Source organism: Desulfovibrio piger (assembly GCF_012843875.1).
Classification (GTDB): domain Bacteria; phylum Desulfobacterota; class Desulfovibrionia; order Desulfovibrionales; family Desulfovibrionaceae; genus Desulfovibrio.
The window spans coordinates 65,658-85,494 of record NZ_JABAFY010000006.1; the positions used below are offsets into that span (position 1 = coordinate 65,658).

The window sequence follows — 19,837 nt, forward strand, 5'->3', positions numbered from 1 at the left end:
GTTGTTATTCCTCCTCGGCCTCGGCGGTCACATTGGGCAGGTCTTCCTGACGCAGGTCCATGGTGCGCTTGCATTCGCCCTTCATGACCAGGGCATTGGCCACCAGTTCGTGCACGCCGCTCACGGTCACGCCGGGGGCCCAGTAGTCGGCCAGGGGCGGCAGGGTGGCGCGGTCGATGGCGCAGACGCAGGCCATGTGGTTGACGCCGTACTTTTCCTGCACATAGCGAAGGGCGTTGCCACGAGGCATACCGGAACGCATGCGCAGTTCCATGATTTCTTCGGTGTTCAGACCGGAACCGGCACCGCAGCAGAAGGTCTGCTCACGGATGGTGTTCTCGGGCATTTCCACGAAGTTGTTGCACACGGCCTTGAGCACGTAACGGGGTTCTTCCAGCAGACCCATACCGCGAGCGGGGTTACAGGAGTCGTGGAAGGTGGTGATGATATGGTCGTTACGGCTGGGATCCAGGTTCAGCTTGTTGTGCTTGATCAGGTCGGCCGTGAACTCGGTGATGTGCACCATCTTGGTGGCAGCCGCGTTGGTGAACTTGGTGCCGGTGATGGGGGAGGTGGGCACATCCATCATGCAGGACGGGGCCGGGCCGTTGTAGGTGGCCATGTACTGGTTGATGACGCGCCACATGTGGCCGCATTCGCCACCCAGGATCCACTTGGCGCCCAGACGTTCGGCTTCGGCGTACATCTTGGCGTTGAGCTTCTTGGCCATGTTGAAGGTGGTGAAGGAACCGAAGTTGCCGCCTTCAGAGGCATAGGTGGAGAAGGTGTAGTCCAGATCCAGTTCGTGGAACAGCATCAGGTAGCCCATGAAGGTGTAGATGCCGGGGTCCGCGAACACGTCGCCGGAAGGCGTGATGAACAGGATCTCGTGGCCCTTTTCGTTGAAGGGGGTCTTGGGACGGATGCCGGTGATGGTTTCGCAGTCATCGGCCAGCATTTCCACGATTTCCACGAAGGAGTGGGGCTGGATGCCCAGGTGGTTGCCCGTGAAGGAGCAGTTTTTCACCGGGTCCATGATCCAGTGGATGCCCAGGCCCACTTCGTGCAGCAGTTCACGCACGATGGCCGTGATCTCGGCGGTGTCGATGCCGTAGGGGCAGAACAGGGAGCAGCGGCGGCATTCGGTGCACTGGTAGGCGTAGTAGAAGAGTTCCTTCACCACTTCCTTGTCCCAGCTGCGGGCGCCGGCGCGCTTGCCGAGGATCTTGCCCAGCTTGGTGTAGTCGCGGCGGTACAGGGAGCGCAGCAGCTCGGCACGCAGCACGGGCATGTTCTTGGGGTCGTTGGTGCCCAGGAAGAAGTGGCACTTGTCGGCGCAGGCGCCGCAGCGCACACAGATGTCCATGAACAGCTTGAGGGAGCGGTGCTTCTGCAGGCGTTCCTCGAAGGCGTCACAGAGGATCTGTTCCCAGTTTTCGGGCAGGTTCCAGTCTTCGGCCGCCGGATCCCAATCGTGGGGATTGGGCATGTGCAGCAGCTCCATGGTTTCCTTCTTGGCCGGATAGCAGAAGCTGCCCGGCGCAAACTGGGGCTTGATGTCCAGCCAGGGGTCCGAGGGAAACTCGGGACGGCTGGCGATGAGTTCTTGTGGCGTAGGTAATTTAGCCATGATGTCAGCTCCTTACTCGGCGGCCTTGGAAGAGGGCTGCTTTTCCAGCGGCAGGCCGGCTTCGGCCATGGCATCGCGGTAAACGTCCTCATATTCGGCATAGGTGAAGTACTGCTTGGGCGGGTTCCAGGGGTTCACGTGGCGCACTTCGCGGGTGTTGGTGGGAAGGTTGCGCGTGGGGCTGAAGAACACGCCAGGCATGTGCATGAGCTTGGAGAAGGGGAAGTACAGCAGCAGCACGCTGACAAAGGCCAGATGCATGAAGAAGAGCGGGCTGATGCCGTCGGGGGCCACGGGCGAGAAGTGCACCAGACCCATGATGAAGACCTTGACCTGGGCGATGTCGGTCTTATCGAAGTAGCGCATGCAGATACCGCTCAGAACGACGCCCAGGATGAGGAACAGGGGGAAGTAGTCGTTCATCAGGGAGATGTAACGCAGACGCTGGTTGAACAGACGACGGGCCAGCAGGAAGAGCACGGCCACCAGCAGCAGGCCACCGGTCCAGAAGAAGCGGGGGGCGCCGATCTGCATGATGCCGTCGATGCTTTCCATGAAGGTCAGCCAGCCGGGCACCGGATCCATGAAGAAACGGAAGTGGCGGATGAAGACCAGCAGGAAGCAGTAATGGAACAGCAGGGCGAAGAACCACAACCACTTGGAGGAGTAGTAGATGGTGCGGGGGCCCTTGGTCACAGGGTCGAATTCACGCACGTCGGCCGCGGTGTTGCGGAACAGCGAACGGAAGAAGCAGACTTCCAGGAACATGCGGACGACCACACCGAACTTGGTGTTGGGGCAGTCCCACTTTTCATGTTTGATGAAGTCCAGCGACTTTTCCTGACCCCCGGTCGTGGGGATGCTGAAAGGCACGGGCGATTTGGCCCAGTAAACCATGCGCCAGATGACGCCCAGGAAGAAGGTGACTACCGCCACATAGGGCAAAACCACGCCGAACAGGTACGACAGACCAATGGCCGAACCTGCCCAGGCAATGGCCCCGATGAGCGCCACCACCAGCAATGATGCGAACATTCCCTACCTCGCTTCGAAGAGTGTTAGCTTTTGCCCGAAACCGGGCTGCCATCCACCGATTGCGCCCAGCGCACCAGCTGGGCATGCTGATTGCGTATTTCGGCGATGCGCGTTTCCGCCAGGGTCTCGCGCGCGGCCGAATACAAATCGAAGGCCAGCAGCGTGACGCTGTCCAGCCGAGATTCCGCGTCCAGATACTCCGCCAGATCTTCCTTCTCCCGGCACAGGGGAAGGATGTGTTCGCGCAGCAGGGGCTTCATGAGGAAGAAGACCCCCAGGCCCTGACTGGGCGTATACTGCTGCACGGCACGCAGCCGCACGAAGCGGTCCAGGGCGTGCTTGATCTTTTGCGGCGTCACATGTTCGCCGGCGATCACGTCGTAGATGAGGCCGGCGGCTTCCTTGGTCATATCCCCCACCGGATTGGTGAAAGGATCGTTCTTTGTGCGCAAAAAGCCAGTCGTTTGAAGGGGATAGGTCGAATAGACCGCATTGATCCACCCCTCGACGATGACAGCGCGCTGCTCACGGAAAATTTTTTGTACGTTCATGGCAGTACTTTGGCAAAAGGGTAAACGGGCATTCCTATAAAGTGCCCGGCTTTTCTCGTCAAGTTTTTCATCGTCCGGCGACGGCGGCTACGGGCAGGGCGCAGGGCCGCCGCACTGTCCGGCCACCTGGGGTTCTAGGGGCAGGACGGCGTCCGGGAACGTCTGGCCACCGGCCGGTGAAAATTCGATGACCGGCTCCTGTGCACGGGCAGGGGCCGGAGGCTGGGCCTGTTTTTTGAGCATGGCCGGCAGGCCGTGATACTCGAAAAACGGTACCGTACGGGAACCGGCATTGAAAATATGGGCCCGGTTGCGCTGCAGGCGCAGGCGCAGGCCCCACTGCCCCGGATGCAGGAACGCCCAGGGGCCCGGCTCCTCCACATTCTGGCAGGCGGCCACGGCTTCCTTGAGGGTCTTGCCTTCTTCCAGCAGGAGCAGCATGCGCTCCACGCGGGCCACATCGGCATCGTTCTCCGCCACCGGACAGAAAGCAACGTCCACGCTGCCCGACAGGATGCCGATGCCTTCGCGGCAGGCCGAGCAGGACGGCGAGAAGAACATGCGCACCGTGGCCTGGTCGGAGTTCTCGCTGATGCTCCAGACCTCGCCCTGCATGCGCACTACCTGGCCCGCATTGACCACGAACAGCACCAGCCAGGCGCAAAGCAGGAGCGAACGTTCCTGCGGGCGTCTGTCGTCCCGGTGCAGCGCACGGCGGAAGAGCCAGTAGGTCAGGGCAAAAAAACAGGCCACTACCAGGCAGCTGACACAGGGGGAGGTCAGCGCCATGAGCAGCAGCAGACAAATATCGCCCAGCAGGGTCAGTCCCGCCAGGAAGTGCCCCGCCGGGACAGCGCCCAGCAGCGCAAGGCAGGCCAGCACGCCAAAAGCGGCCGTGCCGATCCACCACATGGAGAGACCGCCGATGACAAGGTCCTGGTACAGAGAGCAGCCCGCAGTGACGCAAAAGGCCACTTCGTTGCCCAATGCCGTCCAGATGCAGAAGAGCATACCCAGAAGGGCGGCCGCCAGTGCGCCGCCGGAGATGCCGTAGTCCTGTTTCATGGCTCTCCTTGGTAAAGGAACTACGTCCGGCAGATGCAGACGCACACCCTGTATACTCCATAATCCCGGACAGGTAAAGGCATCTTGTCATGCCTGCCGGGAGTTGCGTTGTGTAATATGGCCATGATCTGGGCAAAGGGAAAAAATGGCTGTCTTGTTTCGGAAACAAACAGAGCTGACAAGGATATCCTTATGTAAGGAAAAGAGGAAAAAAGAAAAATTTTTTTCCATTGCTGAGCAAGAGAGCCAAGTTGCAGTCATGACGCTTTCCTAAAAAAAGAACTGCATCATGGTGCGGGCGGCCTTCCTCGCAAGTCTTGCCTGATAAAGAACGGCCGTTGCATGAGGGAACATTGTGATTCCGTGCACGATGCCGGAAATACGAAAAGGCGGGCAGGCAGGGCAAAAAAAGGGGCGCCCCCGAAGGGGCGCCCGCTATCAGGATTTCGCTGGGAAAACCCGGCGATGCTTACATGGTGGAACCGGAAGCAGCGCGCTGCATCTTGATTTCGACCTTTTCGGTCAGGCCGGAGTAGTATTCGCGCAGGATGGCGAGCACTTCTTCACGACCGAAATGATCCGGCACTTCAGCGCCTTCGGACAGCATCTTACGCAGCTTGGTACCGGACAGGATGACGCGGTCTTCCTTGCTGTGGGGGCAGGTACGCATGGAGGCCATGCCGTCGCACTTCTTGCAGTAGAAGGTCCAGTCGATCTTCATGGGTTCGCAGAGCAGGCGCTTGCCTTCTTCGGCGGGAGTGGGGATCTTGTCGAAGATTTCCTGGGCTTCGAACATGCCGTAGAAGTCGCCCACACCGGCGTGGTCGCGGCCCACCAGCTGACGGTTGATACCGTAGTTCTGGCGGAAGGTGGCGTGCAGCAGGGCTTCACGAGGACCGGCGTAACGCATGTCCAGAGGATAGCCGGCCTGGATCACATGCTCGGGCACGAAGTACTTCTGCACCAGGGTGTCGATGCATTTCACGCGGACTTCGGCCGGGATGTCACCGGGTTTCAGGGCGCCCACCAGGGAGTGGATCACAACGCCGTCGCACACTTCCACGCCCAGCTTGGCCAGGTATTCGTGAGAGCGGTGCATGGGGTTACGCAGCTGCAGGGCGGCCACGTTCTTCCAGCCGCGTTCGTCCATCTTGGCACGCAGCTGAGCGGGGGTCATGTACACGCCGGGGAACTTTTCGGGGAATTCGCCCTGGGACAGGACTTTCACGGGGCCGCCGATGTTGTATTCTTTCTGGCCCAGGACCATCTTCACGCCGGGATGGTCATTGGGGGCCACTTCCCAGAACTTTTCGGAGTCAGGACCGCAGCCCTTGAACACCAGTTCGCATTCCCACTTCTTGTCGGCTTCGGTCATTTCGTAGATGTCTTCCACCTTCATGGTGGCCATCACCTGACCCTTGCGGACCAGGGCGACTTCTTCGCCGACCTTCAGGGCCTTGGCGTCGTCAGCGGACACGTCCAGGGTCACCGGCACGGGCCAGAAGGTACCGTCGGACAGCAGCATCTTTTCGCACACGCTCTTCCAGTCGGCCTTGTTCATGAAGCCGTTCAGGGGAGAGAAGCCACCGATGCCCATCATGATCAGGTCGCCCTTGGCGCGAGAGGAGATCTCAATCTGCTTCAGGCCGGCAGCCTTTTTCAGTTCTTCTTCCAACGCCGCGCCTTCCAGAAGACAACACACCAGGCCCTTGCCGCCATGAGGGGGTACCAGTTTGGACATTGAGAAATCCTCCATTTGATTTGTTGCTATACCGTTGCGCAAGTGGCGCATCCGTAACGTCTCTTTGTGAGTTACATCTTGTGAATAATCTAACAAAAAGTCAACCACCTTTCCGAATTTTTCACGGAAACGACACGAAAAAGACGTAGCGGAAAACGGCTATCACATTGATTTACAACACAAAGAGTGCGAGAAAAATTTTATTGTGAAAATTGACGCGCACTCGGGCCCCATACCGTCCCGGCTGGCAGATCCCGGCACGATCATGGCCGGGGCTCCTGCCGGAGTTTGGGAGGAACATAGCATGGCCGCCAAAGCATGAAAAGGGGGCCTGCGGGCCTGCTGCTGTATCCTTTTCCCAGCCGTGCGGAAAACAAGGACAAATTCTTGCTGCCTCGTGCGCCCGCACACGGGGCGGGCGCCGTCCCGCCCCGCCGGACGCAAAAAAGGCCCGGCACCACAAGGTGCCGGGCCGGGGATGCTGCGGGTCGTATCCGGTCAGGTCAGTTTAGCGGGCCACGGCCTCGCCCTGCACGGGACGGCCTTCATGCTGGCCGGTCAGGGTGCGCAGGAAGCCCACGATGAGGGCGCGGTCCTTCTGGGGCACGTCCAGGCCGGAGCAGTAGATGCCCATGATGCGCACGGCTTCGTCCAGAGTGGTCACGGTGCCGTCGTGCAGATAGGGATGGGTCAGCTCCACGTTGCGCAGGTTGGGCACCTTGAAGCGGTGCATGTCCTCTTCCTTGCCGCTGGCGTTGAAGCGGCCCTTGTCGGAACCCAGGGGCTTGCCGCCGCGGTCGGCGAAGTAGTCCTTCTTGAGGTCCAGATATTCGTAGGACTGGCCGCCCATGCTCTTGCCCACGTGGCAGGAGGCGCAGCGGTAGGCCTTGAAGCGCTCGTAGCCTTCCACTTCGGCGGCGGTCAGGGCGCTCTTGTCGCCGCGCAGCCAGCGGTCGAAGCGGCTGTCGGGCGAGATGAGGGTCTTTTCGTATTCGGCGATGGCGTTCGTGATGTTCTTGCCGGACCAGCCGTCAGGATAGACGGCGCGGAACTTGGCGGTCAGTTCGGCATCGGCGGCCAGACGGGCCACGATCTCGTCCCAGTCCTTGCTGCCCATCTCGATGGGGTTCAGCGGCGGGCCACCGGCCTGTTCCTGCAGGTCGGCAGCGCGGCCGTCCCAGAACTGCACGAAGTTGAACACGGCATTGAAGGTGGTGGGGGCGTTCACATCGCCCAGCTGCTTGCGGATGCCTTCGGAGAAGCGGGCGTTGTCCGTGCCGGCCTTGTCCATGGCATGGCAGGTGGCGCAGGCCACGGTGCTGTCGGCGGAGAGGCGGGCATCGTTGAACAGGGTCTTGCCCAGGGCCACCTTGGCCTCGTCCATGGGCAGACGGTGGGGGATGGGCTGGATGGGCTCGTTGGCATGCTCGGGAGCGGCGTCCGTGGCGTAGTGGGCCTTGCGGGTCTGGGCCACCCAGGTCAGGATGTCCTTCTTGTCCTGGTCGGACAGGCGGCTGCCCCAGTGCACCACGGCGAACTTGGCGGGCGGCATGGTGTCATTGAGGATGACCCATTCCATCTTGGCCAGCACGGTCTCGCCCACGGGGCGATCCTTGCGCTGCACCAGCTCCTGGTTGAGATCCATGGCGCGGATGCCGTCCCTGTAGTCTTTTTCGATGATGGCGCTGATGCCGGGGACCTTGGCATAGAACGGCAGGTCATAGCCGCGGGAGTGACAGGCCATGCACTTGTCCTGCACGATGCCAGAGACACTGGCGAACTTGTGCTTCACATCGTCCAGCCCCTGCGCCATGGCAGGGGTACAGGCCAGCAGCACGAGGGCCGTGGAAGCCAGCAGTTTTTCCTTCATATCGTCCTCCTTGGGGGGCGATGCCGGGTCGGCATCACGGGTTTTGCCGGTGGCAGCAGGAGCTTTTTTTCACAAGTATTGCCGGAAGTCAACAGGAATTTTTACTATTAGATGGATAAGTTATTATTTTCTGCATATTTTTTATGAAAGATTTTTGACTGTTCGTGCTGATGGATAATTATTCCAATTAGATAACTAATATTTTGCCATGGCCGTCTGCCCCGCCTGTCCCGCGTGCTCCGGAAAGGCCGCCTGCAGGGGATCCCGGCAAAAAAAGGGGGGAACAGGGGCTGTCCGGGCCTGGCGGTCGCCGGACACAAAAAAAGCAGGGCGCTCCCCGTGAGGAACGCCCTGCCATATGCTCCAGATGCGGCATCCGTGCCTAGAAGGGCACTTCGTCCATGTTGGAAGCTTCGGAGGGGAAGGCGGGACCCAGATCGTCGTCGCGCTGCTGGGGCGCGGGACGGCGCGGGGCCTGGCGCTGGCCGCCGCCCATGTTGCCGCCGCGGGGAGCGCGGGGAGCGGGCGCAGGCGCACCATAGTCGTCTTCATAGCCGCCCATGTCGGCACGGGGGCCATCGCTGCGGCGATCCAGGAACTGGACGCGCTGGGCCTTGATCTCGGTGGTATAGCGGTCCTGGCCGTTCTGGTCCTGCCACTTGCGGGTCTGCAGGCTGCCTTCCACGTAGACGAGGCTGCCCTTGGTCAGGAAGTTGGCGCAGTTCTCGGCCTGACGCTGGAACACGGACACACGGTGCCATTCGGTACGTTCCACCTTGTTGCCGTCACGGTCCATGTAGGATTCGTCGGTGGCCACATTGAGGGTGGCCACAGGGGAACCGCTCTGGGTGTAGCGCAGTTCGGGGTCGCGGCCGAGGCGACCGATGATCATGACTTTGTTCAGCATAGATTCTGTTCCTCGAACGGTTGTTCGTTGTACCGTCTCAGCGCAGGCCGAAAAGGCGCCGGAAGAAGGACGGTTTTTTGCGTTTGGGGCCGGAGCCTGCGGCAAGCAGGCTGTCTTCCATTTCGGTCAGGGCGTCTTCCAGGGCCTCGCTGGCGCGATGGGCGGCCCGGGGGGCATTGGCACGCAGGGCCGCATCCAGGCTGCTGCGCTGCGTAAGGGCATCGGCCAGAGCCTGTTTGAAGGGGGCCTGCTGCTCGGGCCAGCGGTCCTCGGCCATGCCCCGTTCCAGACGGTCCAGCAGGTCGCGGACACCGGCGCCGCCCACACCGGCATGGCCGAACGCCAGGAGACTGAGCCCGGGCCAGCTTTTTTCCAGCAGGCCGGAGTTCCAGGTGACGTCCACGGTGGCGATGCGGGCCACGGGCGTGGTCAGCGGGGGCCGGATGGCGGACTGCGTGAGCGTGGCCTCCAGCGTGTCCAGCAGGGCGGCCAGGGCCTGGAGGCCCGCGGCGGCGTCTTCGGCCTGCCAGCTGCCCAGGGCGTCCTCGCAGTGACGCGTCAGGTCGCACAGGGGGCGCAGACTGTCCAGCGTCAGGGGCGCCAGGTCGTCCACGTTGCGCATGGTCAGGCGGCTCAGGCATTGCGCCAGTTCCAGCAGGCAGGGCTCGGCCTGTGCTTCGGGCACGGCCAGCCAGGCCGCCACGTCCTCACCATAGGGACCGGCAGCCTTGCGGGCCAGGGCCAGCAGGGCGGGCCAGCGACGGGCCGTGAGCCCCTGGGGGCTGTCGGCGGCTTTCTGGCGGATCTGCAGTGCCTTGCCCATGACGGTCTAGCCCTTTTCCGTCCACTCGGTCTGGACGCGCATGATGACGTCCTGGATGACGGGCAGCTGGTCTTCGGGGCAGACGCCGATGAGGGGGGCGTCCGCATCCATGTTCTCGTTGTAGCTGAAGTAGACGGCGTAGATGACGCCCGTGGGGCCGCTGTAGTGCAGGGGCACCTCACGCTTCATGCGCGACATGATGAGCAGCTCCATGCCGTCGCGCACCACCACGGAGTGGGCGTCCGCAGCGCGGATCTTCTTGTCCACCTCGGGGGTGAAGTAATACTTGGCCCGCTCGGGCGCGCGGAACAGGTACAGGGCCTTCTTGAGGATCTGGTGTTCCACTTCGCTGCGGGTGAGCATGTGGCGGATGACCATCAGGGGCGTGCCGGCCTCCACGAACATGCCTTCGAGCTGGCTGTGGATTTTGCTGATGATGCCCTTTTCAGGCGAGCAGATGGGTTTGGGGTTGCGTTCGCGTTCCAGGGTGGCCAGGCGGGTGCCGGGCTTTTCCTTCCACTGGCCCTGGGGGCCGAGGACCTCGTCGCCTTCCTTGATGTCGGCGAAAGTTACCACGCCGGTGTGGGGCGTACAGATGACGATCTCGCGGTAGGGGGAGGCTTTTATCTCATCCAGCAATGCGGAAATGTTGATCATGTGGTTTTCCCGCTTTTTCGTTTGTCTTGGGTGGGGCCGCACCGTCAAGGGCGGCGAAAGGCGGGGCGGAAAGTCCGCCCCGCCGTCTGCTTGCTAACGGTAGTACAGGTTGCGGCCGCCCATGGTGAGCAGCGCCTGCTTGAGGTTGGCACGGATCTGGCGGCGGTCCCAGATGCCCTGGATATGGCCGCGGGACAGGGCCCGGTAGGAGCGGTGATACTTGGGCGGGATGTCCATGCCCGTGGTCTCCTTGATGACGCCGGGGCCGGCAAAGCCGATGTTGGAGGAGCGCACCGCGAACTGGTAGGGAGCGCAACCCAGGAAGCTGGCCACGGGACCGGCGAAGGAGTTGGTATCGTACAGCACCAGGTACAGGCCGCCGGACTCGATGTAGCGGCGCACGGCCACGGTGCAGCGGGGCATCTGGATGACGCCGTGGGTGCCTTCCTGGATGCGGATGCCGGCGGTGCCGTGCACATAGGCCAGGAAGGGATAGCGCTTCTTGGCGGCGCGGGCGGCGGCCTCCACGAACTTGTAGCCTTCGGCCGCGCCGAAGGAACCGCCGCGGAAGGTGCCCATGAGCATGGCCACCACCAGCTTGGTGCCGTCGATGCGGGCCTCGAAGGTCATGCAGCCGCTGCGGCAGCCGGTCTTTTCCTGGGCGGCCTTGATGCGTTCCTCGAAGTTGGGGAAGTTCAGCGGGTTGCCGGCTTCGATCTCGCGGTTGAACTCAAAGACCGAGCCCTTGTCGAAGACGTTCTGCACGTACCATTCGGGCTCCATGGGGAAGTGGTAGCCGCAATGGCTGCACACGCCCGCGAACTCGGCGAACAGATCGGGGCCCCAGAGGTCGAGGCAGCCGTACGAGGCGCTGTTGGGGCAGGTGATGGTACGGTCGACCTTGTAGCGCGGCGACAGGTAGTTCCACTTGCTCACGCGGTTGTCGTCCACCCAGTTGGAAAGGGTGGTCAGTTCCTTGGCCGTGGCCTTCTTTTCCGCCGGGCTGGCGATGCGCTTCCAGGGGCTGAAGATGCGGCCCTTGAACACATCCCATTCGCTGCTCAGCTCTTCCATGATGTTGTGCAGCTTGCGCTGGTGACGGCGCACGAAGTCGTACTTGAAGTGCATCCAGGGCTTGGTCACCCAGTCGCGCAGGGCGGCGGCGTTCTTGGCCAGGAAGGGACGGTTGTCGATGGCGGCCGCGCGGGAGAGGCGCAGGAACTTCTGCTGGCGGCGTTCGCGCATGCGGTTCTTGGCCGCGCCGGACATGCCCCAGCGCACATACATCTCGTCCAGGTTGGCTTCGGGGTTGCGCAGGCGCGCCAGGGCCAGGCCGCGGACCATGGGCGGCTTGGTGTTGGTGATGACCACCTCGTCGGTGGCGCGCAGCACTTCCTGCCGCAGGGAGCGGAAGAAGTCGAAGTGGTGCGGGCGGGCGCCCAGGGCGGGTTCCTGCACCACGCTGTCGATGTAGCCGAAGGAGAGGTTGTCCTGCGCGGTGATGTGCAGGTTCTGGGCGCAATGCTCGATGAGCTCGGGCGCGGCGCGCTGGCCGGCCTTGAGGCGACCTTCGATGGCGGCCCCGCCTTCGGGCGAGATGACCGAGTAGTAGCCGTGGGAGAGCATGAGGCGCTTGTCGGCCAGGCCGATGGCCTCGGCGCCGCCGGAACCGCCCTCGGAGATGATGGAGATGACGGGCACGCGCAGACCGGCCATGGTGTAGATGTTGCGGGCGATCTGCTGGGCCGCGCCGGGGTAGTCCTCGATGGGGTAGGAACCGGGCGTGAAGATGTAGCAGTGGATGGGGATGCCTTCGGTCTCGGCCACGCGCATGTACTGCAGGGCCTTGGCATTGCCCCAGGGCTTCACGGAGCCGCCGTTGCGGAACTCGGCGCCGTGGCCCTTTTCCTGGCCGATGACCATGACGGACTGGGTGTGCATCTTCTTGCCGCGGCGGCGGGTGATGACCGCACGGGCGATGAGCATGCTGGGGTCGAGGCTGTGCTCGTCCTGGCCGCCCACTTCGGTGAAGTTGTCGTAGACGTTCTCCAGGATGTCACGCAGGCAGATGCGCTGGGGATGGCGCACGATGCGCACGCGGTCCATGGGCGTGATGAGCTTTTCCAGGCGTTTTTCCACAAAGACGAAAAGGTCTTCCAGGGAAACGATCTCGGTATGGGGATCCTCGACCTCGCCGTTGCGCACACGATTGGTGAACTCGGTCAGCTTCTCGTCCAGCAGGCGGATGCTGTCCTCGTGCTTGCCGGCGAAGATGTCGCGCGTATACGAGAGCCTGTCGTTCAGGCTTTGGATGCGTTTTTCGATAGTGTTGTCCATAATCTCTTGCGCCGTTTGACGTTGATGGAAGGGGACCGCCGGGGCGGCCCGTCAGCTAGAAGCGCAGGGTGCGGGCGGTGTTGGCCCGCAGGAAGTCCACGTTGGACTTGAGCGCTTCACCGGCGTTGTTCCGGCCTTCCAGGTGCAGGTTGTCCAGGAAGGAGACGCCGCGTTCCCGGGCCTCGGCCAGATCCTTGCCCCAGATGATGGCTAGGGCCAGGTTGGGGTCGAATTCGGTGGGGATCTCGTAAGGCGTGTCGGTGGGCACGTGGGTCAGCATGGTGAGCCAGGGCTCTTCCTTCCAGGCAAAGCGCTCGATACGGCCCACCCAGGGGGTGAAGCCGTGCTCGGGGTCTTCGGCGATGAGGCGGTATTCGATGCCCACGCCGTCGAAGGTCACGTCGTCCTGGGTGTAGCCCAGGGGCTCGCCCAGACCGATGCGGATCTGTTCGGCGATGAGGTCCACGGGGCCTTCGTGGTTGCGGATGCTGGAGATGCGGGCCGAGACGCCGTTCTCCACCTGGATGCGGGTGTTCACTTCCATGAGGAAGGGCTCGCCCTGGCGGGTGACGATCCATTCCCAGGTGCCCACGTTGTCATAGCCCACCTTGCGGGCCATGGTCAGGGAGTAGTGGACGATGTCCTGCAGCACCTTGGCGGCATCGAAGCTGTAGTCCATCTGGGCGGGCACGAAGCCGGGGGCCACTTCCACGCGCTTCTGCAGGCCGGTGGACTGGATGGAGCAGTTGCGGGTGCCGAAGTGCACGGGGTTCTTGCCGCTGCGGTCGGACACGATCTGGACTTCCAGGTGGTTGAAGTCCGTGATGCGCTGTTCGATGAGCACGCCCTCGTCCTTGAACTGGCGCAGGGCGTAGTTGCGGATGCGGCGGTACACGGAGCGGAAGTTGTCGATGTCGTACACTTCCTCGATGCCCATGCCGCCACCGCCGGCCGAAGCCTTGACCAGCACCAGCGGGCGCTTGATGCCCTGCTGCACCTGGAACTCGAACACGCTGCGGGCGATGCGCTCGGCTTCCATCTCGTCATAGATGGGGCGGTCGGAACCGGGAACGGTGGGCACGTCTAGGCTGCGGGCCAGACGTTTGGTGTTGATCTTGTCGCCCAGCTCGCGGATGATCTTCCACGAGGGGCCGATGAAGATCATCTTGCGGTCGCGCTTGGTCACGCGACGGGCAAAGCGGAAGTCCTCGGCGAAGAAGCCGTAACCGGGATGCACGGCCGTGCAGCCGGCCTGGTCGGCCACGGACATCAGTTCGTTGGCGTCATGATAGGAAGAAACACGGAACAGGCTGCGTTCGCCGCCGTTCTCGCGGGCGTAGCGCACATGGCCCGAAGCGGCGTCTTCGGCGGTAAAGATGGCGGTAAAGGCCACACCCAGCTTGCGGCAGGCCCGCATGATGCGTATGGCGATCTCGCCGCGGTTGGCGACGAGAACCTTGTGTTGTTGCAAAGAGTCTTTCTGGCTGGTCTCCAAGGCGGTCTCCTGAGGGCGGTGCTGTGCCGCTCTTGTGGAATGGGCGTCAGCACGCTATAAAGCGGTTCGCTTTTGCGACTGAAAAGCAAGAGCTACTACAGCATATCGGCTTGGTCTTCAATATCTGAGGGGGTCAATTCTATGCAAAACTGGGAAGAAGTCCAGCTTGCGGTGGCGGCGCTGCGCCAGCGTCTGGGGGCCGCGCTGCCCTCCCGGCCCGATGCGGCCATCATCCTGGGCACCGGTCTTTCGGGGCTCGTGGAACGCATGGAGGACACGGTCAGCGTGCCCTATGCCGACCTGCCGGGCTTCCCGGTGTCCACGGTGGCCTCCCATGCCGGGGCCTTCGTGCTGGGACGTCTGGGCGGCCGCACCGTGCTGGTGCAGCAGGGCCGCTGCCATCTGTACGAAGGCTTCGGGCCGGACAAGGTCTGCATGGGCGTGCGCGTCATGGCCGGGCTGGGCGCGGACACGCTTATCCTTACCAACGCGGCGGGCGCCCTGGACCCGCAGTTCGATGCGGGCGGGCTCATGTGCATCAGCGACCAGATCAACTTTACCGGCGTCTCTCCCCTGAGCGGGCCCAACCATGAGGCCTGGGGCGAGCGCTTCCCCGACATGAGCGCCATCTACGACGCCGGCCTGCGCGACCTGGCCTGCCGGTGCGCGCTCGAGCTGGGCATCCGGCTGGAGCGCGGCGTCTACATCGGCGTGCGCGGCCCGCAGATGGAGAGCCCCGCCGAGACCCGCATGTTCCGCCAGTGGGGCGCCGATGCCGTGGGCATGAGCTCCGTGCTGGAGGTCATCGCCGCCCGCCATATGGGCCTGCGCGTGCTGGGCATCTCCTGCCTCACCAACAAGAACCTGCCCGACTGCATGCGGCCCGCGCCGCTGGAAGAAGTCATCGCCGTGGCCGGTCGGGCCGGGAAGGACCTGGGCCGCCTTGTGGAAGCGGTGGTGACAAAGTTGTAAAAATCGCGTAAACCATGCGCCCCGGCAACGTTCCGGGGCGATTTTTTTACCAGAGCGAGACAGAACTATGCAGCAGAATGACAAACTTCGTAACGTGGCTATCATCGCCCACGTTGACCACGGCAAAACGACCCTGGTGGACGCCCTTTTCCGTCAGAGCGGCGTGTTTCGAGCAGACCAGCAGGTCGATGACCGCGTCATGGACAGCATGGATCTGGAACGCGAACGCGGCATCACCATCGCGGCCAAGAACTGCGCCGTGCACTGGAACGGCGTGAAGATCAACATCATCGACACCCCCGGTCACGCCGACTTTGGCGGTGAAGTGGAACGTTCGCTCTCCATGGCCAGCGGCGCCATCCTGCTGGTGGACGCCTCCGAAGGCCCGCTGCCCCAGACCCGTTTCGTACTGCGCAAGACCCTGGAAGCCGGTCTGCCCGTGGTCGTGGTCATCAACAAGATCGACCGCAAGGACGCCCGTCCCGATGAAGTGCTCAACGAGGTCTACGACCTGTTCATCGATCTGGACGCCAGCGACGAGCAGCTGGAATTCCCCGTGCTCTACGCCATCGGCCGCGCCGGTGTGGCCATGCGCAACATCGACGACGAGCAGAAGGACCTGACCCCCCTGTTCGAGACCATCCTCGAAAAGATCCCCGGTCCTTCCTACGATCCCGAGCAGCCCTTCCAGATGCTGGTGGCCGACCTGGACTACTCCGATTACCTGGGCCGTCTGGCCGTGGGCCGCATCATGCACGGCAGCATCTACGCCAACGAGAGCCTGGCCTGCATCGGTGAAGACGGTCAGGCCCGCCCCCTGCGCGCCTCCAAGATCCAGGTCTATGAAGGCCTGCAGCTGGCCGAGGTGGACAAGGCCCAGCCCGGCGACATCGTGGTGGTGGCCGGCATCGAGGACGTGACCATCGGCGACACCATCTGCACCCGCGAGAACCCCCGCGCCCTGCCGCGCATCCGCGTGGACGAGCCCACCGTGGCCATGCGCTTCGGCATCAACACCTCGCCCCTGGCCGGCCGCGAAGGCAAGCTGGTGCAGAGCCGCATGATCCGCGACCGCCTGAACCGCGAATGCCTGCGCAACGTGGCCGTGCGCGTGGAAGACACCACCGACAAGGACGCCTTCCTGGTCAAGGGCCGCGGCGAGTTCCAGATGGCCATCCTCATCGAGACCATGCGCCGCGAAGGCTTCGAGCTTTCCGTGGGCCGTCCCGAGGTCATCCTCAAGAAGGACGAGAACGGCAAGACCCTGGAGCCCATCGAGCACCTGTATGTGGACTGCGACGAGGTCTTCATGGGCGTGGTCACCGACAAGATCAACCAGCGCAAGGGCCGCATGCTCAACTGCACCAACAACGGTACCGGCCGCGTGCGTCTGGAGTTCTCCGTGCCTTCCCGCGGCCTCATCGGCTACCGCGACGAGTTCCTCACCGATACCAAGGGCACCGGCATCATGAACTCCTATCTGGAAGGCTACGAAGAATGGCGCGGCGACTTCCCCACCCGCTATTCCGGTTCCATCGTGGCCGACCGTCCCGGCAATGCCGTGGCCTACGCCCTGTTCAACCTGGAGCCCCGCGGCACCCTGTTCGTGGAGCCCGGCGATCCGGTCTACGAGGGCATGATCGTGGGCGAGCACAACCGTGACAACGACATCGACGTCAACGCCACCAAGGAAAAGAAGCTCACCAACCTGCGCGCCGCCGGCAAGGACGAGAACGTCATCCTCACCCCCGTGAAGAAGATGACCCTGGAACACGCCCTGCACTTCGTGCGTGAGGACGAACTGGTGGAAGTGACCCCCGTGTCCCTGCGCCTGCGCAAGGTGGAACTCTCCGCCCAGAAGCGCTACCAGATGGCCGGGGCCAAGAAGAAGGCCTAGGTCTCCTTATCCCGGATAGAGGAAGGGCCGGCGGACATGTTCGCATGTCTGCCGGCCCTTTTTTCTTTTTCAGGCGGATGCTACCGGCGCTGAGCACATGATGGGCAGGCGACCAGACCAGCGGGACATCAGAACGACGCCGGGAACAGTTCGATGCTCAGGAGCGTGAAGAGGCTCTTCAGGATTTTTCTGAGCGTGGGGAGGTGCGCTGCCCGAAAAGATCTGCGGGCAGCGGGAAAAATGGCGGGATTACGGTCTGATGTAGGCGAAGCCCTTGTTCTGCAGCTCCACGATCTCCACCAGGCCGGCGGGCACCACTTCGCAACCGGGCCAGAGGTCGGCGGCGGTCATCTTGTTGGCATCCAGGGCGTTCTTGCACAGACGCAGCTTGAGGCCGCGGGCCATGAGCTCCTCGGCGGTCTTCTGCAGCTCGGCCTGGGCAGGCACGAACAGTTTGACGGCCGGGCCGTTGGCCACCAGCACCAGCTCGAATTCCTTGCCGGGCAGGCCGTTCATGTAGTTGCGGGCATTGACGAAAGCAAAGGCCAGCACAGCGGGATCATTGGCGTCCACATGGAGGCAGAGATCATACGACATGGGAGACTCCTGAAAAAAGAACTGAATAAGCTCATGGTAACAAAGGGGATTTGTCTTGCCAAGCTGTCTCTCTGCGGCTATGGGATTATTATGCGCCGAACATATATCCTTTTTTCTTTTTTGCTCATGGCCTGCCTCTTGCTGGGGGGCTGCGGCCTGTTGTTCGGCGATGCCGCCGGAGAACTACGTGATGACGGCGGGACCAAGATGCCCGCCGCTCAGGGCGAGCGAATCCCGTACAAGCTGTCCATCGAAGTGGACGGGGAGCGCCGCGCCACGGCGGACGAGAAACGCGCCGCGGCCATGGATCCTGACGGGGAATCCGAGGGCGTGTCCCTAGGCGGCAGCCCGGAGGAGGGCGACGAGGCCGGACCGGCAGCCCCGCAGGCGGATGCCCCCCACCGTGAAGGGACGGGAGCCGCGCCGTCTGCCCCCAAGGGGAACAGCGGCCTGTCGGACAAGATGCGCGACCTGAGCCAGCTGGAGCAGTTGCGCTCCGACCCGCCGGACAGCCTGCTGGCCCTGGAGCGCCGGGCCCGGGGCGATGTGGAGACGGCGGTCAAGCTGCTGCATTCCCAGGGCTATTATGACGGTACGGCGACCTTCCAGATGGACAGCACGACCAAACCGGTCACGGTGCGCCTGCATCTGACGCCGGGCCCCCGCTATGTGCTGGGCCGGGCCTCGGTGCGTTATGAGCCTGTCCCCGTGGTGCCCGCGGCCCTCAAGCACGGCAAGCGGCGGGCGCCGTACAGCGGTCTGGGGGCCCTGTGGGGCGACGAGGCCCGCGAAGCGACCCCGCCCCCGCGTTTTCCCGATACCCTGCGCGGGGTCACCCCCGGTGAACCCGTCACGGCCGACCAGATGCTGGAAGCCGTGGAAAAATTGCCCGAACGCCTGCGCCGCCGTGGCTATCCGCTGGCCCAGGTGAGCAGCCAGCGCTATTTCCTCGACCGCGCGGCCCGGACCCTCAATGCCGAGATCGTGGTGGATACCGGTCCTCCGGCCCTGCTGGGCGAGATCGTGGTGGAGGGCAACAAGGACGTCAGCACGACCTACATCCGCGAACGCGCCCCCTGGAAGGCCGGGACGGAACCCTGGAACGAGAGCCGGGTGCAGGACTATGTGGACGAGCTCCGCGGCCTGGGCCTGTTCAGTATGGTACGCCAGCGCAACATCAAGGACGTGCCCTCGCCGCGCAAGGATGGCATGGTTGTCCTGCCCGTGCAGCTGGTGGTGCGTGAAGGACCGCCGCGCTCGGTCAGCGCCGCTGCCCGCTATGAGACCGATTCCGGTATCGGCGTGGAAGGGGAGTGGGAACACCGCAACTTCTTCGGCAACGGGGAAAAGCTGGTGGTCTCCCTGCCCATCACGCCCGAAAAGCAGGGGCTGAAGGCGTCCTTCGAAAAACCGGCCTTTCTGGATCGCGACCAGAAGCTGGTGGGCGAAGCCTCCCTGTTGCAGGAATTCACCGATGCTTACGACCGGCGCGGCCTGCGCGTGGGCGCCGGTATCGAGCGCCGCCTGAGCCCCTACTGGTGGGTGGGGGTGGGCGCCTCTTCCGACAGCGGCACCCTCACCGAGAACGACCGTACCAACGAGCCCTACAGTTTCGTGGGCCCGCATCTGCGTATCGTGCGCGACAGCCGCAACAACAAGATCAATCCCAAGCGCGGCTCGGTGCTGGAGATCAATTCCAAACCCATCTTCGGCTATTACGACGGCTTCTTCACGGCCCTGGGCACGGAAGTGGAAGGCATGTTCTACTACGCGCCCTTCCGCAAGGGTCCGAACAAGGGCGTCATCGACGACAAGCTCGTGCTGGCGGCCCGTGTGCGCGGCGGCAGCATGGCCGGGGCCGAGATGAACAACCTGCCCAGCACGCTGCGCTATTACGCCGGTGGTGCCGGTTCGGTGCGCGGCTATTCCTATCAGGCCATCGGCCCGCGCAACGACAAGGGCGACCCCAGCGGCGGCCGTTCCTACCAGATCGTCAATCTGGAGGCCCGTTACAAGATCACCGACGAGATCGGCATCGTGCCCTTCCTGGACGGCGGCATGGTCTACGAGGACGCCCTGCCGCAGATCTTCGGCGACATGCGCTGGGGCGCGGGCCTGGGCCTGCGCTACTACACGCCCATCGGCCCGGTGCGTCTGGACGTGGCCACGCCCCTCAATCCCGTGGACGGTGATCCCCCCCTGCAACTCTATATCAGCATAGGACAGAGCTTCTGATGGCCAGCGAATCCGGAACTCCCCC

The 19,837-nt window shown here is 63.2% G+C and carries 15 protein-coding genes; 3 read left to right on the forward strand and 12 right to left on the reverse strand.

Translation table 11 applies throughout. The features are described from left to right. Positions 1-4: 4 nt before the first annotated feature. The 11 genes from dsrK to HF854_RS02965 all read right to left on the reverse strand — a co-directional run bounded on the left by dsrK (position 5) and on the right by HF854_RS02965 (position 14,111). Positions 5-1,630 carry a sulfate reduction electron transfer complex DsrMKJOP subunit DsrK gene (gene dsrK, locus HF854_RS02915; RefSeq protein WP_168934930.1) on the reverse strand — a complete coding sequence of 542 codons (1,626 nt, stop codon included), beginning with the start codon at positions 1,628-1,630 and terminating at the stop codon, positions 5-7. Positions 1,631-1,642: 12 nt separating this feature from the next. Next, on the reverse strand, positions 1,643-2,665 hold the full coding sequence (gene dsrM / locus HF854_RS02920; RefSeq protein WP_168934931.1) for a sulfate reduction electron transfer complex DsrMKJOP subunit DsrM: 1,023 nt from the start codon (positions 2,663-2,665) through the stop codon (positions 1,643-1,645). Between the two features lie 23 nt (positions 2,666-2,688). Further along, a complete protein-coding gene (locus HF854_RS02925) occupies positions 2,689-3,216 on the reverse strand; it encodes an RsbRD N-terminal domain-containing protein (protein ID WP_168934932.1) in 528 nt (175 codons plus the stop codon). A gap of 87 nt (positions 3,217-3,303) precedes the next feature. Next, positions 3,304-4,281 (reverse strand): hypothetical protein, encoded by a 978-nt coding sequence (locus HF854_RS02930; RefSeq protein ID WP_168934933.1) that lies wholly within the window; start codon positions 4,279-4,281, stop codon positions 3,304-3,306. Positions 4,282-4,750: 469 nt separating this feature from the next. Then, positions 4,751-6,022, reverse strand: a complete 1,272-nt coding sequence (gene sat, locus HF854_RS02935) for a sulfate adenylyltransferase (RefSeq protein ID WP_168934934.1) — start codon at positions 6,020-6,022, stop codon at positions 4,751-4,753. A 508-nt stretch (positions 6,023-6,530) separates the two neighbouring features. Further along, entirely contained in the window at positions 6,531-7,892 is a 1,362-nt protein-coding gene (locus HF854_RS02940; protein ID WP_168934935.1) for a cytochrome c peroxidase, read from the reverse strand. Between the two features lie 382 nt (positions 7,893-8,274). Then, positions 8,275-8,799, reverse strand: coding sequence for a single-stranded DNA-binding protein (locus tag HF854_RS02945; protein WP_006007739.1), 525 nt, complete (start codon positions 8,797-8,799; stop codon positions 8,275-8,277). Positions 8,800-8,836: 37 nt separating this feature from the next. After that, entirely contained in the window at positions 8,837-9,622 is a 786-nt protein-coding gene (locus HF854_RS02950; protein WP_168934936.1) for a hypothetical protein, read from the reverse strand. A gap of 6 nt (positions 9,623-9,628) precedes the next feature. After that, positions 9,629-10,279 carry a biotin/lipoyl attachment domain-containing protein gene (locus HF854_RS02955; protein ID WP_168934937.1) on the reverse strand — a complete coding sequence of 217 codons (651 nt, stop codon included), beginning with the start codon at positions 10,277-10,279 and terminating at the stop codon, positions 9,629-9,631. 93 nt (positions 10,280-10,372) lie between these two features. Then, the gene (locus tag HF854_RS02960) at positions 10,373-12,616 is read right to left on the reverse strand and encodes a carboxyl transferase domain-containing protein (protein ID WP_168934938.1); all 2,244 of its coding nucleotides are present in this window, start codon (positions 12,614-12,616) and stop codon (positions 10,373-10,375) included. Positions 12,617-12,671: 55 nt separating this feature from the next. Further along, positions 12,672-14,111, reverse strand: coding sequence for a biotin carboxylase N-terminal domain-containing protein (locus tag HF854_RS02965; RefSeq protein ID WP_006007747.1), 1,440 nt, complete (start codon positions 14,109-14,111; stop codon positions 12,672-12,674). A gap of 141 nt (positions 14,112-14,252) precedes the next feature. Between HF854_RS02965 and HF854_RS02970 the strand changes: the two genes are divergently transcribed. Both HF854_RS02970 and typA read left to right on the forward strand, forming a co-directional pair. Then, complete coding sequence (locus HF854_RS02970; protein ID WP_168934939.1) at positions 14,253-15,083, forward strand: purine-nucleoside phosphorylase; 831 nt, start codon at positions 14,253-14,255, stop codon at positions 15,081-15,083. Positions 15,084-15,150: 67 nt separating this feature from the next. Continuing rightward, positions 15,151-16,980 (forward strand): translational GTPase TypA, encoded by a 1,830-nt coding sequence (typA, locus tag HF854_RS02975; RefSeq protein ID WP_168934940.1) that lies wholly within the window; start codon positions 15,151-15,153, stop codon positions 16,978-16,980. Between the two features lie 249 nt (positions 16,981-17,229). On the opposite strand, the gene HF854_RS02980 is transcribed toward typA, so the two are convergent. After that, positions 17,230-17,577, reverse strand: a complete 348-nt coding sequence (locus tag HF854_RS02980; protein ID WP_168934941.1) for a DsrE family protein — start codon at positions 17,575-17,577, stop codon at positions 17,230-17,232. A gap of 90 nt (positions 17,578-17,667) precedes the next feature. Here HF854_RS02980 and HF854_RS02985 point away from each other — a divergent pair, with 90 nt between their 5' ends. After that, positions 17,668-19,812 (forward strand): autotransporter assembly complex protein TamA, encoded by a 2,145-nt coding sequence (locus HF854_RS02985; protein ID WP_240937640.1) that lies wholly within the window; start codon positions 17,668-17,670, stop codon positions 19,810-19,812. Positions 19,813-19,837 lie beyond the last annotated feature (25 nt).